Annotated in this window: 13 protein-coding genes and 2 pseudogenes; 8 read left to right on the forward strand and 7 right to left on the reverse strand. The window is 34.7% G+C overall.

What is annotated here, in order from left to right:
* Positions 1-26: 26 nt before the first annotated feature.
* Complete coding sequence (locus QWZ06_RS15420) at positions 27-953, forward strand: Dyp-type peroxidase (protein WP_290301374.1); 927 nt, start codon at positions 27-29, stop codon at positions 951-953.
* A 63-nt stretch (positions 954-1,016) separates the two neighbouring features.
* Here QWZ06_RS15420 and QWZ06_RS15425 read toward each other — a convergent pair whose 3' ends face one another.
* Complete coding sequence (locus QWZ06_RS15425; protein ID WP_290299355.1) at positions 1,017-1,655, reverse strand: DUF1062 domain-containing protein; 639 nt, start codon at positions 1,653-1,655, stop codon at positions 1,017-1,019.
* A gap of 523 nt (positions 1,656-2,178) precedes the next feature.
* Here QWZ06_RS15425 and QWZ06_RS15430 point away from each other — a divergent pair.
* Positions 2,179-2,597 (forward strand): annotated as a pseudogene (locus tag QWZ06_RS15430) (EamA family transporter).
* A gap of 133 nt (positions 2,598-2,730) precedes the next feature.
* Here QWZ06_RS15430 and QWZ06_RS15435 read toward each other — a convergent pair.
* On the reverse strand, positions 2,731-3,306 hold the full coding sequence (locus QWZ06_RS15435; protein WP_290299356.1) for a hypothetical protein: 576 nt from the start codon (positions 3,304-3,306) through the stop codon (positions 2,731-2,733).
* 83 nt (positions 3,307-3,389) lie between these two features.
* Positions 3,390-4,883, reverse strand: coding sequence for a serine hydrolase (locus tag QWZ06_RS15440; RefSeq protein ID WP_290299357.1), 1,494 nt, complete (start codon positions 4,881-4,883; stop codon positions 3,390-3,392).
* 218 nt (positions 4,884-5,101) lie between these two features.
* Here QWZ06_RS15440 and QWZ06_RS15450 point away from each other — a divergent pair.
* The 3 genes and pseudogenes from QWZ06_RS15450 (at position 5,102) to QWZ06_RS15460 (ending at position 8,022) form a co-directional block, all read left to right on the forward strand.
* A pseudogene (locus tag QWZ06_RS15450) lies at positions 5,102-6,297 on the forward strand (winged helix-turn-helix domain-containing protein).
* A gap of 196 nt (positions 6,298-6,493) precedes the next feature.
* Positions 6,494-7,036 carry a carboxymuconolactone decarboxylase family protein gene (locus tag QWZ06_RS15455; RefSeq protein ID WP_290299360.1) on the forward strand — a complete coding sequence of 181 codons (543 nt, stop codon included), beginning with the start codon at positions 6,494-6,496 and terminating at the stop codon, positions 7,034-7,036.
* A gap of 104 nt (positions 7,037-7,140) precedes the next feature.
* Complete coding sequence (locus QWZ06_RS15460; protein ID WP_290299361.1) at positions 7,141-8,022, forward strand: helix-turn-helix domain-containing protein; 882 nt, start codon at positions 7,141-7,143, stop codon at positions 8,020-8,022.
* 29 nt (positions 8,023-8,051) lie between these two features.
* Here QWZ06_RS15460 and QWZ06_RS15465 read toward each other — a convergent pair whose 3' ends face one another.
* The gene (locus tag QWZ06_RS15465) at positions 8,052-8,408 is read right to left on the reverse strand and encodes a winged helix-turn-helix transcriptional regulator (protein ID WP_290299362.1); all 357 of its coding nucleotides are present in this window, start codon (positions 8,406-8,408) and stop codon (positions 8,052-8,054) included.
* A gap of 159 nt (positions 8,409-8,567) precedes the next feature.
* Here QWZ06_RS15465 and QWZ06_RS15470 point away from each other — a divergent pair, with 159 nt between their 5' ends.
* Both QWZ06_RS15470 and QWZ06_RS15475 read left to right on the forward strand, forming a co-directional pair.
* Positions 8,568-9,104, forward strand: coding sequence for an NAD(P)H-dependent oxidoreductase (locus tag QWZ06_RS15470; RefSeq protein ID WP_290299364.1), 537 nt, complete (start codon positions 8,568-8,570; stop codon positions 9,102-9,104).
* Between the two features lie 189 nt (positions 9,105-9,293).
* Entirely contained in the window at positions 9,294-10,280 is a 987-nt protein-coding gene (locus QWZ06_RS15475) for an MsnO8 family LLM class oxidoreductase (protein ID WP_290299366.1), read from the forward strand.
* A 53-nt stretch (positions 10,281-10,333) separates the two neighbouring features.
* On the opposite strand, the gene QWZ06_RS15480 is transcribed toward QWZ06_RS15475, so the two are convergent.
* Together QWZ06_RS15480 and QWZ06_RS15485 are read right to left on the reverse strand one after the other, a co-directional pair.
* Positions 10,334-10,585, reverse strand: coding sequence for a hypothetical protein (locus QWZ06_RS15480; RefSeq protein WP_290299367.1), 252 nt, complete (start codon positions 10,583-10,585; stop codon positions 10,334-10,336).
* 83 nt (positions 10,586-10,668) lie between these two features.
* Entirely contained in the window at positions 10,669-11,211 is a 543-nt protein-coding gene (locus tag QWZ06_RS15485; RefSeq protein WP_290299368.1) for a hypothetical protein, read from the reverse strand.
* Between the two features lie 482 nt (positions 11,212-11,693).
* Here QWZ06_RS15485 and QWZ06_RS15490 point away from each other — a divergent pair, with 482 nt between their 5' ends.
* Positions 11,694-12,638 carry an MBL fold metallo-hydrolase gene (locus QWZ06_RS15490; RefSeq protein ID WP_290299370.1) on the forward strand — a complete coding sequence of 315 codons (945 nt, stop codon included), beginning with the start codon at positions 11,694-11,696 and terminating at the stop codon, positions 12,636-12,638.
* Positions 12,639-12,719: 81 nt separating this feature from the next.
* Here QWZ06_RS15490 and arr read toward each other — a convergent pair whose 3' ends face one another.
* Positions 12,720-13,127: an NAD(+)--rifampin ADP-ribosyltransferase gene (gene arr, locus QWZ06_RS27905; RefSeq protein WP_353960020.1), complete on the reverse strand. Its 408-nt coding sequence runs from the start codon at positions 13,125-13,127 to the stop codon at positions 12,720-12,722.
* Positions 13,128-13,808: the final 681 nt, after the last annotated feature.

Raw genomic sequence — 13,808 nt, forward strand, 5'->3', positions numbered from 1 at the left:
TGCCTGCAAACGAAACACAAAAAAACATGAATTCTCAGAATGTCACCGATTATCCTAATAACAACACGTATTTTCTGGTTTGGAATTTCAAACAGGATGCCGATCTTTCTAAAATTAAGTCTGTATTCCAGAGAATCTGTGCTTTGGTCACTAACCTGAATAATTCAGCCCTTGACCGCTTTCCGAACTCTAAAGCAAGCTGTGTCATGGGAATTGGCTACGAGGCCTGGTTACAGCTTGAGTTACCTACTCCACTGCCTAAAGAATTTAAAAAATTTGAAGCCATAACCGGAAGTAAGCATACTGCTGTGAGTACAAGAGGAGATATTCATTTCCATATTCGTTCTGATGAAAAAAGTCTGGCATATGATATGGCGTCTACCATTTCAGATTTCATGACTGAAATTGCAGACTGTATCGTGGAAGTTCAGGGATTTCGTTATTGGGACAGCAGATCCATCTTAGGTTTTGTAGATGGCACGGAAAATCCACATGGAAAAGATCGTGATTTTTTTGCTATTATCGGAGATACTGATCCTGAATACGAAGGCGGGAGTTATCTTTTTGTACAGAAATACATCCATAATATGAATGCCTGGAAGTCTCTTTCAGTCGAAGATCAGGAAAAAGTGATCGGAAGATCAAAGGAACAGGATATTGAAATGGATGATGATGTAAAACCTAAAAACTCCCATATTGCATTAGCAAATGTTGGTGATGATTTTAAAGTGGTGAGAGACAATATGCCTTTCGGAAATGTTTCTACAAATGAAATGGGAACTTATTTTATCTGTTATGCGAGTACATTCAGTACTGTACAAAAAATGCTGACCAATATGTTTATTGGTGATCCTGTAGGCAACTATGACCGAATTCTGGATTTCAGTACTGCCCAGACAGGAACGTTGTTTTTTGTTCCTTCCTCAGACATGCTGGATGAATTTTCTTCGTGAACATCTTTTTGATTTATAAATTAAAAGGATCGATTCGAGATGAATCGATCCTTTTTTATCAGGCTATTTTACCATAACATCATGATCTATTTCATTATTGAATACTATATTTTTCAATTTTTCCTTATTCACATAAACAATATTTCCGTTCTGGACTTTATGTTTCTTTTGCAAAGGTCTTTCATGAACAAAAATAGCCTCTGCCTCAATTAACTGATTTAGTTTACCGGATGAAAGGTTTAAACAGGTTCTGATCACCGTTGATAACCTGAGATTAAATTCAAAAGGACATTTGATTGTAAAGCTCAGTATTTCATCATCAGAAGCAATCATCTGCTCTATCGAAACCTTATCAAACTGAATTTCATAGGCTACGTTATCCAAATCCACTTCAGCGTTATTTTTCTGTCTTGTTTCTCTGGAAAATGCATATTTCCAAGCCAGATCAACATCATTTTGCGAAAGTCGATTAAAAATATCCTTACTAATAGACTCCGTTCTGATTCTGGAAAATAGGGTCATATTATATCGGTGATGACATTTTACACATCGGTAAATTAACCAGATATCAATATTCTTTTTTTGGGCATTCAGCCTGAATTTATCACTGCAATGAAACCTATCGCTGTCACAATGGTTGCATTTCTTTTTCAAAAGGGGGGTATTCTGTGCTTTTACCTCCCAGATATACTCTATACTCATTATAATGGGTGCTTACTATTCTTAGAATTTTTTCACCTATTATTCATACATTACAAAGTGACAACAGAAATAGCCTCTCTATTCTTTATCTGATCAGTACAACTGTCAAAATCGGGAATAGCAGACAACTGCCTATATTGGCAATGCAATTAAATAATAGGGTTAAATGGAAACCTGTTCAGGTAGAGCTACCCGAACGAAAGAATAATTAGCCTATGGTTTATGAAGGCTAATAGTAAGCTATAATAGGTTTAAGAGTTGTTCTCAAAACAAATTGTTTACTTGGTTGAGATAAAAGTAGTTATTTTTTTGGTTTGAAACACAAATTCTTTTACAAATAATACATTTTACATTGTTTCTAATGAAAATACAGCCTCAAAGGGAGATCTGAGGAGCAGTATGAAGAGGAAGATTAAATTTGAAATTAATTTTAAACCCAACGATCAAGAAAAGATTTGGTATTATTTTGTAGCTTAGATAAAGATTTCTAAAAGGGTTGGAATAATTATTAAAATTGTATGCTATGTGGTGGGTCTACGCAATTCTTTCCGCATTTTTTGCTTCACTGACGGCTATTTTTGCCAAGATCGGTATCACAGGAGTGAACTCGAACCTTGCTACAGCGATCAGAAGTGTGATTATCCTATTCGTAGCCTGGGGAATTGTTCTGGCACGAAGTGAATATAAAGGTATTCCTGCCCTTTCCCGCCATAATCTCATTTATCTTGTCGTTTCCGGACTGACCACAGGGCTTTCATGGATCTTTTATTTAAAGCTTTACAAGTTGGTAAGGTAACCCAAGTAGCTCCAGTGGATAAATTAAGTATCGCTTTAACAATTGTTCTTTCTGTACTATTTCTTGGGGAATCTCTTACTTTAAAAACAGCTATTGGTGCTTTATTGATTATTATAGGAACAGTGGTACTGATCTTTGAACAGTGATTGGATTTAGACACAAGGTTTGCAAGAAGAGCATTGAAAATGCTTATTTTTCGTTCGCTAAACCACTTCGTTTAGCAAAAAAATGAACATTAAGACCTTTAAACTTTTATTTGTTATGACTAATCCGCTGTACTTATTCCCATTTCCAATTTAATTCTTCATGATAAGGAATTTTCTGGTCTGTACAGATCGAATGAAAATAGTTTTTTAACTCCATAAGATCGTGAACTTGTGTCTTTGGAAATATTAAATAACTTCCTGTATTGACCTTAATAAAGAAATTTTCCATAGTCTCTGAGACCCATTCAAAATTCGATACTGAATGTTTGGCTTCAAGCTGATTATTTTTCATCAAAATAAATTCTTTATTAAATTCTACTTCAAAAGTATTACTCTCACGGCTTTTATACTGATCTCCCAAAGCTATGGTCGTATAATATCGTTTATAGTAGTGGCTGGCAAATTTGGGATAAATCAAATAAAACAGACCGCCTACAAGAAGTATCGCGCCTCCTAATAACGGCTCAAAAAACATCATTAATAGTCCTATAATGGCAATAACTCCGGCAAAAACATAGCCGCTTATCTTTTTCGACTGTTTCACTTCTTCAGATTTTGAAGCTTCATACAGTAAACTATCCAGCATTATTTTTTCATTAAAGCTCAGTGTCATGGTATTCATAGATAGGTTGATTAGTTTTGTATTCATAGAGATTTCATAAAAGTACTAATCATACAGTTAATAAGCAACTATATTAAAATAATGACTATTATATAATTATTTTTAATAAATTATTTGTTTTTTTTAAACGTTGTTCCGCCTTGTATATCCATCACGACTTCACTCACATTGCCTTTGTCATCAAGATTGAAATTGAAATCAAAGTCAGGATTCATTTGTTGAGGAACGTCTTCCGTAAGTTTTGAAGAGAAAAGGTCATACTGTTTATGCACCAATATAAATTTGAAGGTTGGAAAGATGGCATACAAATCATTCCCTAGTTTTGAAATTTTGAAAGTTCCATATCCTTTATTGGTATATTCACCACTATAAGAATCCAGGTCATGAGTTGGCTTTTTCTTATCATTAACAGCTGTATTTATATTTTTATCCGGTTTAATAATATCATATTGCTCTTTTTCATAAGCATAGGGTTTACCATGATCTAATCCCAACATCCGGATAGAAATCATATTAGCAATGGTATTGGAAAGATCTGAATTATGCTGATTCGACAATACAACAACGCCAAATTTATCTGCAGGAAATACAAGAACACTGGAGGTAAAACCAGATACGCCTCCAGCATGCCAAACCTTATAGTGTCCTTTAAAAATCTGAGTAAACCAGCCATATCCATGCGCAAATAAAAAGTTTTTCTGATCAGCTTTTACAGGCGGTGTACCGTCTATTACAATCTTAGCACTCATTGCATTGTTGGTATAGTCTTTTGAAATGAGCATTGTATTTTCAAAACTTCCGTTATTTAGCCAAAGTCTTATCCAATTTCCCATGTCCATTGCAGAACTGTTAACGGCTGCTCCGGGTTTATCATTATCCGGCTTTTGAAATAGCAATTTTTCAATACTGTTATGATAAAGCCCATAAGGATAAGAAAAGTCTTTCTGTTGTATCATTTCATCTATCGATGTATTGCTATTACTCATTTTCAAAGGGCTCAATATCTTCTCTCTGATCAAATCATCCCAACTTTTACCATTAATCTGTTCTGCAATAGCTCCTAACATAAGATATCCAAAATTGCTATACTTCCAACTGTTCTTAGGCTCCCCATTTTCTTTTAAAAAAGGAAGTCTCTGCATCAGATCTATTCTTTTGGACGCAGGAAAAAAAATATAGCTTCCATCTACACTGCCTAATCCACTTCTATGTTCCAGGAGATCTTCAATGGTAATCAAAGTATTCATTCGATCTGTAGAAAATGTTAACCCTGGAATATATCTGGAAGGCTTATCTTTAAGAGACAGTTTCTTTTCATCCTCCAGCATCCCTATTAAAGCGGATGTAAACGCCTTGGTATTGCTTCCGATACAGAAAATGGTATTGGGAGTTACCGGAAGTTTATTTTCATAATCTCTATATCCGTATCCTTTGGTATACATTATTTTATCATTCTTTACAATCGCTATCGACAGTCCTGCGCCTTTATAATCATTCAAAATTTTAGTGATTTCCGTATCCAATCCTTTCAGATTTTCTTTGACTTCCTGACTCAATAATAAAGGACATAATAATATACTCAGCAGATACATTACTTTTTTCATAGTATTAGTTTTTTTTAAATGATTTGGTTGGTTTTTCTTTTTAAAACTCACTGTAATTTCAAACACCATAAATTTACACTTATTCCACTCACAATAAACCAATTACGCTAAATTATTTTATGGCAAAAACTCATTATTTTTATTGGCACTCCTTTTTAAAGCATTGAAAATTAATCATCAACCAGCTTTTTTATTAATACATTTGTAATCCTATGGATATGAAAAAGATACTTTCATTGCAAACATTACAACTTGCCACATTAGAAAGCCAGGGATTGATACAAACTGCTCCATTCGGAAACGGAAAAGATGCCGCATTGAATGCATTGGAACATCTTGGATACATCCAGATTGATACCTTATCTGTTGTAGAACGAGCTCATCATCATACATTATGGAGCAGAATTCCTGATTTCAAACAGAATATCTGGAAGAACTGGTAGAAGAACGTAAAGTATTTGAGTATTGGTTTCACGCAGCTTCTTATCTCCCAATGCAGGATTTCCGTTATGTACTTCCTCAAATGCTTCACATACAACAAAGTGAGTCACATTATTATAATGCTGATAAAAAAGTGATGGAATATGTGATAGATACCATCCGGGCAGAAGGCCCCAAAATGGCAAGAGATTTTGAGAGTAAAAAAGATAAAACGGGAAGCTGGTGGAACTGGAAACCTGCAAAACTCGCTCTTGAAAGGCTCTTCATGCAGGGAGACCTCATGATAAGCGGACGCAGCGGTATGCAAAAAACATATGACCTTACAGAAAGAGTAATGCCATCATCCATCAACACCACAGCACCTACACCTGTAGAGCTGGCTGAATATCTGGTAAAAACTACTCTTCGTGCTTATGGATTCACTACTTTAAAACAAATTACTCATCTCAGGAAAGGAGATGTATTGAAAAAGAATGTGAATTTGGTATTACAATCCTTGCTTGAAAAGGGCGAAATACAAAAGATTTCTATTGAAGGGCTTCCGTCTGTTTTTGTTCGGAATGATCTATTCGAAAAGTCATTTGAATTAGCAAAACCTGATATCAGATTGCTATCTCCGTTTGACAATGCTGTTATTCACCGTGATCGTATCAAACAAATTTTTGATTTTGACTTCCGACTTGAATGCTACGTTCCCAAGGAAAAAAGGCAATACGGCTATTTCTGTCTGCCCATCTTATTTGGAAATACTTTTATTGGAAGAGTGGATTGTAAAGCTCATAGAAAGGATAAAAGATTTGAATTAATTCATCTGCATATTGAAAATACAGATATTGTTCCAGAGCTATGGCTATCATCATTTGTAGAATCTGTAAAGCGTTTTGCTTCGTTTAATGGTTGTGAATCATTACAGCTAACCCAAGTAAGCCCGTCCAGGTTCAAAAAATTAATTGATAAGACTTTATCTCGTTAATGCAAAACTATTTACACTCTTTTATTACAACATAAAGAGGCTATAATTTTTTTTTGAGTATGTCATGGTTTATACTATATAATACCGTTGGAAAAATTGTCCATCATGAAGCGTAGAATGTCCATTTTATTACGTTGAATAACAACGCAATTTTGTACTGTCAAAAACAAGTAAAGAACAATTTAAAATAAAAATTATGACAGCAACAAAATTCAACGTTCCTACCCGTGAAGAGGTTTCAACTAACAACCAGGCTCTTTTTGATACTTTACAAAAAGGTTTAGGGTTTATCCCCAATACATATGCGACCATTGCCCTGAGCAGCACTGCATTGGAAAACTATATGACTTTCACCAACGCCAAAACTTCACTGAGCAAAAAAGAAAAAGAGGTCATCAACTTAATAGTGAGCCAGGTGAACTCTTGTGAGTATTGTCTGGCCGCCCACACTGCAATTGGTAAACTTAATGGTTTTAATGAAGAACAAATCATAGAAATTAGAAAAGGGACAATCACTTTTGATAACAGATTTGGTGCCTTAGCAAAATTTGCCAAAGAAATAGCGATTAACAAAGGGCATATCAACAATGTAACACTGGAAAATCTGCTTGATCAAGGTTTTTCAAAAGAAAATGTAATGGATATTATTCTTGCTGTAGCTGATATTTCAATCACAAATTATGTCAACAACATTACAAAAGTTCCTATTGATTTCCCACCTGCATCACAATTAGATTAATCCTCAAATCAATAATAACCACATAGATTATTAAATCTGTGTGGTTTCCTTATGGCTCTATTAAAACTACATTTCATTACCTTTGAACTTTATAATCTCTGCAAATGTCAGGACAGAATAACTATACACTCATTAATCCCAATACAGGCAATCTTGCTTTTAAAATATTTGATTTTGAAAACAGTGAACGTTTTGATCACATCCAACGGAATAACTTCTTTTCCCTGATTTTTATTCTGGAAGGTTCCGGAGAAGTAAAGGCTGATTTTTCAAAACATCAGTTTCAGAATGGAGCTATGTTTGCCTTTTCTCCCTATCAGCCATTTTTATTTTCTTCTGATCGGGATTGTAAGGGATTTGCTGTGCAGTTTCATCCGGATTTCTTTTGCATTCATAAACATCAGAATGAGGTAGCCTGTAACGGAGTCCTTTTTAACAATATCTATGAACCTCCTTTTTTAACTTTGAATACGGCTCAGCAAGAGCAGATCAATACCATTGTGGCTCAGCTTAAAAGTGAAATTCTTAACAAGGATCTTGCTCAATATGAACTTTTGATAGCCCATCTCAAAATTCTTCTGATTCATCTTTCCAGAATAAAAATGGAACAGCAACCTGAAGAATCAAAAGAAAAAATAACAGGTGAAAAGCCTTTTGTCTTGCAACATTTAAAAGATGCGATTGAAGATCATTTTAAAATCAAGCATTCTGCCAGTGAATATGCTGAAATGTTGAATATTTCATCTAAAGCATTAGCTAAAATAACAAAAACCCACTTTAATAAAACGGTTACAGAATTAATTTCTGAACGTATTATCATTGAGGCCAAGCGAGAACTGTATCTTACTTCAAAAACAGTTAAAGAAATTGCCAACGAATTGGGCTATCAGGATGAATATTACTTTAGTCGATTTTTTAAAATCAATGCAGATGTATCTCCTCAAATCTATCGGGATACTGTTGGTTTTGCTGTAGCAGAAAAATAAGTTTTTAATTCAGATTAAATAAGCTCTTTTTACTTTTTTAGCAATTGCTCTCTATATTCTATGCCCCATTTTGCCATGGTATCAATGATACCATGCAGACTTTTTCCAAAATCTGTAAGTTCATAATCTACGGTTACAGGCATCGTATTATTTTGAGTTCTATTTACCAGATTATTCATTTCCAAGTCTTTCAATTCCTTTGAAAGGGTTTTTGCTGCTATACCTTCAAGCTGTCTTTTCAGATCCATAAAACGCATTTTACCTCCAAAATACAAATGACTGATGATAATGGTCTTCCACTTTCCTTCTAAAAGGTATACAGTATCTTTTACACCTCGAATATGATTCTTACACTCCGGGCCAAGCTCCATTCTTTCCTTTTTCATACTTAAAAATTAGATTACAAAATTAAAGAATTATTCAACATCAATGGAACCTGGTTACTTTAAGGTAACTGATTACCTATGGGTAACAGGTATAAAAAAGCAACCACTTATGCTATACCTTTGCATCATCTTAATAAGAATAAAGTAAATAATAAAATTATGTCACTACAAGAAACCCTAAACTGGAGATCAGCAACCAAAGGTTATAACGGAAAAACTATTGAAGATGAAAAACTAGAGCAGATATTGGAAGCCATTCGCCTTGCCCCTTCAAGTTCAGGCCTTCAACCTTTTAAAGTATTGGTGATCAAAAATAAAGAGCTCAGAGAAAAATTACAACCTATTTCATGTAATCAGGATCAAATTGTAAAAGCATCTCATATTCTTGTCTTTGCTGCCTGGGATGAATATACTACAGAAAGAGTGGATTCATTTTTTGAGTTCAGCAATGAGGTAAGAAATCTTCCCCAAACGACTACTGATGATTATCGTCTGAATCTCTTAACCATGTTAGAGAAACAAACCAAAGATCAGCACTTTAACAATGCCTCCAAACAAACTTACATAGCTTTAGGGTTTGGGCTTTTGGCTGCGGCTGACCTGAGAGTGGATGCCACTCCCATAGAAGGATTTAACAATAAAGCTGTGGATGAGCTTCTTAACTTACCCCAACAAGGTTTAAAGAGTACTGTTTGATGGCTCTTGGCTATAAAGATGAAACTACAGACTGGTGGGGAAAACTGGATAGAGTGAGAAGATCGAAGGAAGAACTGTTTGTGGAGATCAACTAAAATAAGCATAAAATAAATAATAAAAAAGCAGGAGATCTTTTGAAGGTCTCCCTTTTTTTGCATTAATTTAATGGATTGATAATAAATCATCACAATGGATTTGAAATTAAGCATCCTTGATCAAACTCCTGTTATCAAAGGAGGTAACGCTGCACAAGCACTCGAAAATAGCTTGAAACTTGCAAAAATGGCGGATGAATTGGGATATCATAGCATCTTGTATTCAGAGCATCATGGTGTGGAAGCTTATGGAAGCTCCAGTCCCGAAATCCTGGCTGCAACAGTTCTAGCCCATACGAAAAACATTAAGGTGGGTACCGGAGGAATTATGCTGCGTAATTATTCTGCTTTTAAAATTGCTGAATGGGCAAAAATGCTGGCAACATTCTATCCCAACCGCTTTATATTAGGACTTGGAAAAGCTCCGGGAGGTTTGAAAGATGCTGTCCTCGCATTGAACGGTCATAGACTTCCTATTCTTAACAATCTGAATGAAAGGCTAGAGGAAATCATGGCTTACCTAACAGAACAAAACTATAAAGAGGCTGAAGTATTTGCTCAGCCAGCCAATGTTCCTGCATTACCTGAGGTCACATGGTTGGGTTCTGGAGAAAATTCAGCAAAAGAAGCCGCAAAATATGGCATTTCCTACTCTATGGCGGATTTCATTGCAGACGGCTCGAATACTGAGATCCGTGAAATGTATCTGGAGGAATTTAATGAACATGGATACAACGATCGACCTTCTTTTCAGGTAGCAATTTCTGTTTCCGTTGCCAAGAATATTGAACAGGCACGCCGGAATGCCTTTGGAATGGTATATCAGTTTGTAGAATCCAGAAAAATTCTGGCTCCCGGTGCCTTGAGATCTTCTGAAGAAGTAGAAACTCTTCTCGATAAAAATGAAGACAAGCAATTATTTAATACCTTACTCAATAAAGTTGTAATAGGCACTCCGGATACCATACATTCAACACTGGAAGAGAAGGCAATACAATACGGCACCCATGATCTTGTCCTATTATCCAATATGTTTAGGGAAGAAGACAGGATATTCACTTATAAAAATATCATTAAGTAAAGGTTTGCTCATTTTAACAATGAGCAAACCTGTTTTTTTATTCCAAAACTTGATTATTTCAGGTTTCTTGATTCTAATTCTTTTTCTAATGCCTGATTACGTTTGTTCCATTGAGTGCCCAAAAATACAGCAAAAAATAATGGAAACAGGGTGAAAAAACCAATTCCATGGCTCACACTGCTGTATACAGCTACCCCAATAAAACATCCTATGAGAGCAGCGGTGATTATTTTGTCAGATTTAGATTTATTTTTTTTCTCTACTAATTCCTGATCAGTTAATTCATTTAATTCCTTTCCTATCATGGTTATTGTTTTTAGTTTTATATGAAGTTTCTGCTAACTTACAAAAGTTTTATCTTTATCAATGAAAAACTTGAAGGCTTCAATTAATTGACAGCCTGATTGATAAGTTCAGTAGTAATTCTTAAGGATTTTAAAAGATTTTTGTCATCAAAAAATAATGTTGAATAATGTTTTCCTCTTTTAAAAACCAGCTCTGAACCTTCGGGAAACTCGCTGTCATCTCCTAACTTCTGTGCTTTTGCTCCGTATTTTTTGAATTTAGCTTTAGCTTCTTCCAGTGTCGTTTTATTCATAACAAGGCCATAAGGCAATCCTCCTACGATCAATGACTGACCATCGGGAACCTCAAAAAACATTTCATTAACTGCATTATTCTTTCCAAGCCCAGAATATAAACCTAATCCTGATTTCGTAATCCATTTGGCATATTTTTCATCGTTGGCATCTTCATAGAAAACAGTTTCTGTATGCAATGCTTTTGAAATTTTATCTGTGGTTTGTGGAAAAATAAATTCCGAGTTTTTATCCAGTAAGGAATTTAGATCAGCTGTTTTTTGTGAAAATGCAGTAAAACTCATGAATTGTAAAGTTACTGCCAGCCCCAAAGTAAACGGTTTTATCTTCATATTGACTATTTTGATGGTTTTCGGGTTTAAAGATATTAAAATTGTTGGAAGCAGGAAGAAAGAGATTAGAAGTTATTATGAACAAACTATTATTAAACCACAAAGGAGACACAAAAGATTTTTAAACACTTAAGCTATTTAAGTGATATACTTTGTGTATAAGAAGTACACTAAAGTTTTATTGAAAATCAAAGATTTTCATCTTATGTGAACTTAATTCTGCGGTATCTCTTTACACTTTCTAAAATGTAGTAAAGTATTAAAAAAAATAAAAACTTTTGTGGCTTTTGTGGTTAAGCTTAAACAGATTTATAAGCAATTTCTGAAACATCAAATGCTATAGTCTATCCATCTTATATTTTTTTTAAATTTTTGGCTTTGTTAGATGAATAATGAACAGTTTTTAATAAAGGAAACCGGAAAAAAATAATGTAAATTTGCCATAACTTACCGCAAAGGTTAAGTTTTTAGTTTTGAATATAATGAAAAAAACAGCATTTTCTTTACTGGCACTTTTGTTACATCTGGCCTGCCAGGCACAAAATTTTGACGTTATTCCATTAGGGATCTATGGAGGAGAACAAGAAGATAATTTATCTGCTTATCTGGTGGGTGCCACCAAAGACAATACTTTTCTTTGCTTGGATGCCGGTACTGTAAACACGGGAATCCGAAAAGCAATTCAGGAGAAAAGTCTTAACGGAACTGAAGAAACGGTTCTGAAAGATCAAATTAAAGGCTATTTTATTTCTCATGGCCATTTGGATCATTTAGCAGGTCTTATTATCAATTCACCAGCTGATTCCAAAAAAGATATTTTTGCTATTCCATCCGTTATTCAAATTCTACAGAATCATTATTTCATTACAGATACCTGGATCAATTTTGCCGATCAGGGACAAAAACCGATCCTTGGGAAATATCATTATAATGAGCTTCAGGACGGAGTGGAAACTCCAACACAGAAAACCTCTTTCTTCTTAACGGGATATGAATTAAGCCATGTCAATCCATACAAAAGCAGTGCTGCACTTGTCAGAAATGGAGACCATTACCTGCTTTATCTAGGTGACACAGGAGCAGACAGAATCGAGAAGTCTGACCGCATGGACAACCTTTGGAAGAATGTTGCACCTTTGGTACAAAGCAAACAGTTGAATACTATACTGATCGAAGTTTCCTTCCCAAACAGCCAGCCTGAAAATCTATTGTTTGGACACCTTACCCCTAACCTATTGGTGGAAGAATTGGAAAAACTAAAAGAAAAAACAGGCCAGAAAGATCTTGAAGGCCTTAATATCGTGGTTACTCATAGAAAACCCACAGGAAAAAATCCTGAGATCATCAAACAAGAATTATTAAAAAGCAACCCTTTAAAGGTAAAGTATATTTTTCCTGAGCAGGGTAAAAGAATCAATTTACCTTAATAATAAAAAAGGCGGTGAGACATGGGTTTCATCGCTTTTTATATTTATTGGTACGGATGCTATTGTCGAAATACTCTCCGATTAATTGATTATTTCTCCTTTACTATTTTCCAATTTTCCGCGAAACTTCTGAAGTTCTTCGGGACTGGGTTTTTTCCAATCTATGGCTTCCCCAACAATTTTCAATGGAGATTCTGAACGATAAGAACGGGTTAGATTGCCTGGGAATTTTTTATCCGTTAAATTCGGATCATTTTCAAAAGTGGCCGTTGGTTCTACGATATACACCCGCTCAACTCCATCACCTTTCGCTAATGTTGCAGCAAGCCCAGCTCCATTAAGCAATGCAGTGAAATAAATATGATTCATCCTGAAATCGGATTTATAATTGGAATGGCCACCTGCCGTCAACAAATCTCCTATTTGAAGGTCTGCTTTTGTACCATGATAAAAAGGACCTTTATCAAAAATTTCATCTTTCACTGTCATTGCCAGCTCATTATATTCTTTTGATTTTTCCGGATCAGAAAGTTCTTCATAGCACTCAGCAATCTTTACATAAAGAGAATACAAAGCGCTTTTAGTTGTATTATCATTTGCTTTTAAAGCATGGACCAGCGCTATTTCAAACCATCTCAAACGTTCGGAAGATATTTTTTGAGATCGACCAATATAATAAGCTGCAAGAAATTTTTCAACATCATCTGTTGCCTCATTCCAACCTTGCTCAAATAACGGGACTGCTTCTTCCGGTTTGTTTTGTTCCTCCATACTCATTCCCTGGATACAGAGTTTAACAACGCTATTAAAGGGTGAAAATTCCATGGTATGCCTATTTTAATCAATTATTATTGGTAAGACTTTCAATATTCTACAACAAATTTATACAAATATTCTTCCTTGTTGATCTCACTTTTTTATTTTCTTCGCTTACCATACAGAAAATTCGGATTCTGCCATTATTATTGAAGCTATCAACTGCCTTTATCACTGGGGTTGATGGTCTAAAATATAAAAAATAATCCTATATTTAAAGGAATAATACAACAGCACACCACTAAATCTATAACGATAATCTCTATAATATGGATAAAGAACTGATCGAAAGAATACAAAATAAAAAACATTACTACGAAAATGTTGAAGCGCTGGAAAAGCATTTAGATACTC

Source organism: Chryseobacterium tructae, assembly GCF_030409875.1.
Lineage (GTDB): Bacteria > Bacteroidota > Bacteroidia > Flavobacteriales > Weeksellaceae > Chryseobacterium > Chryseobacterium tructae.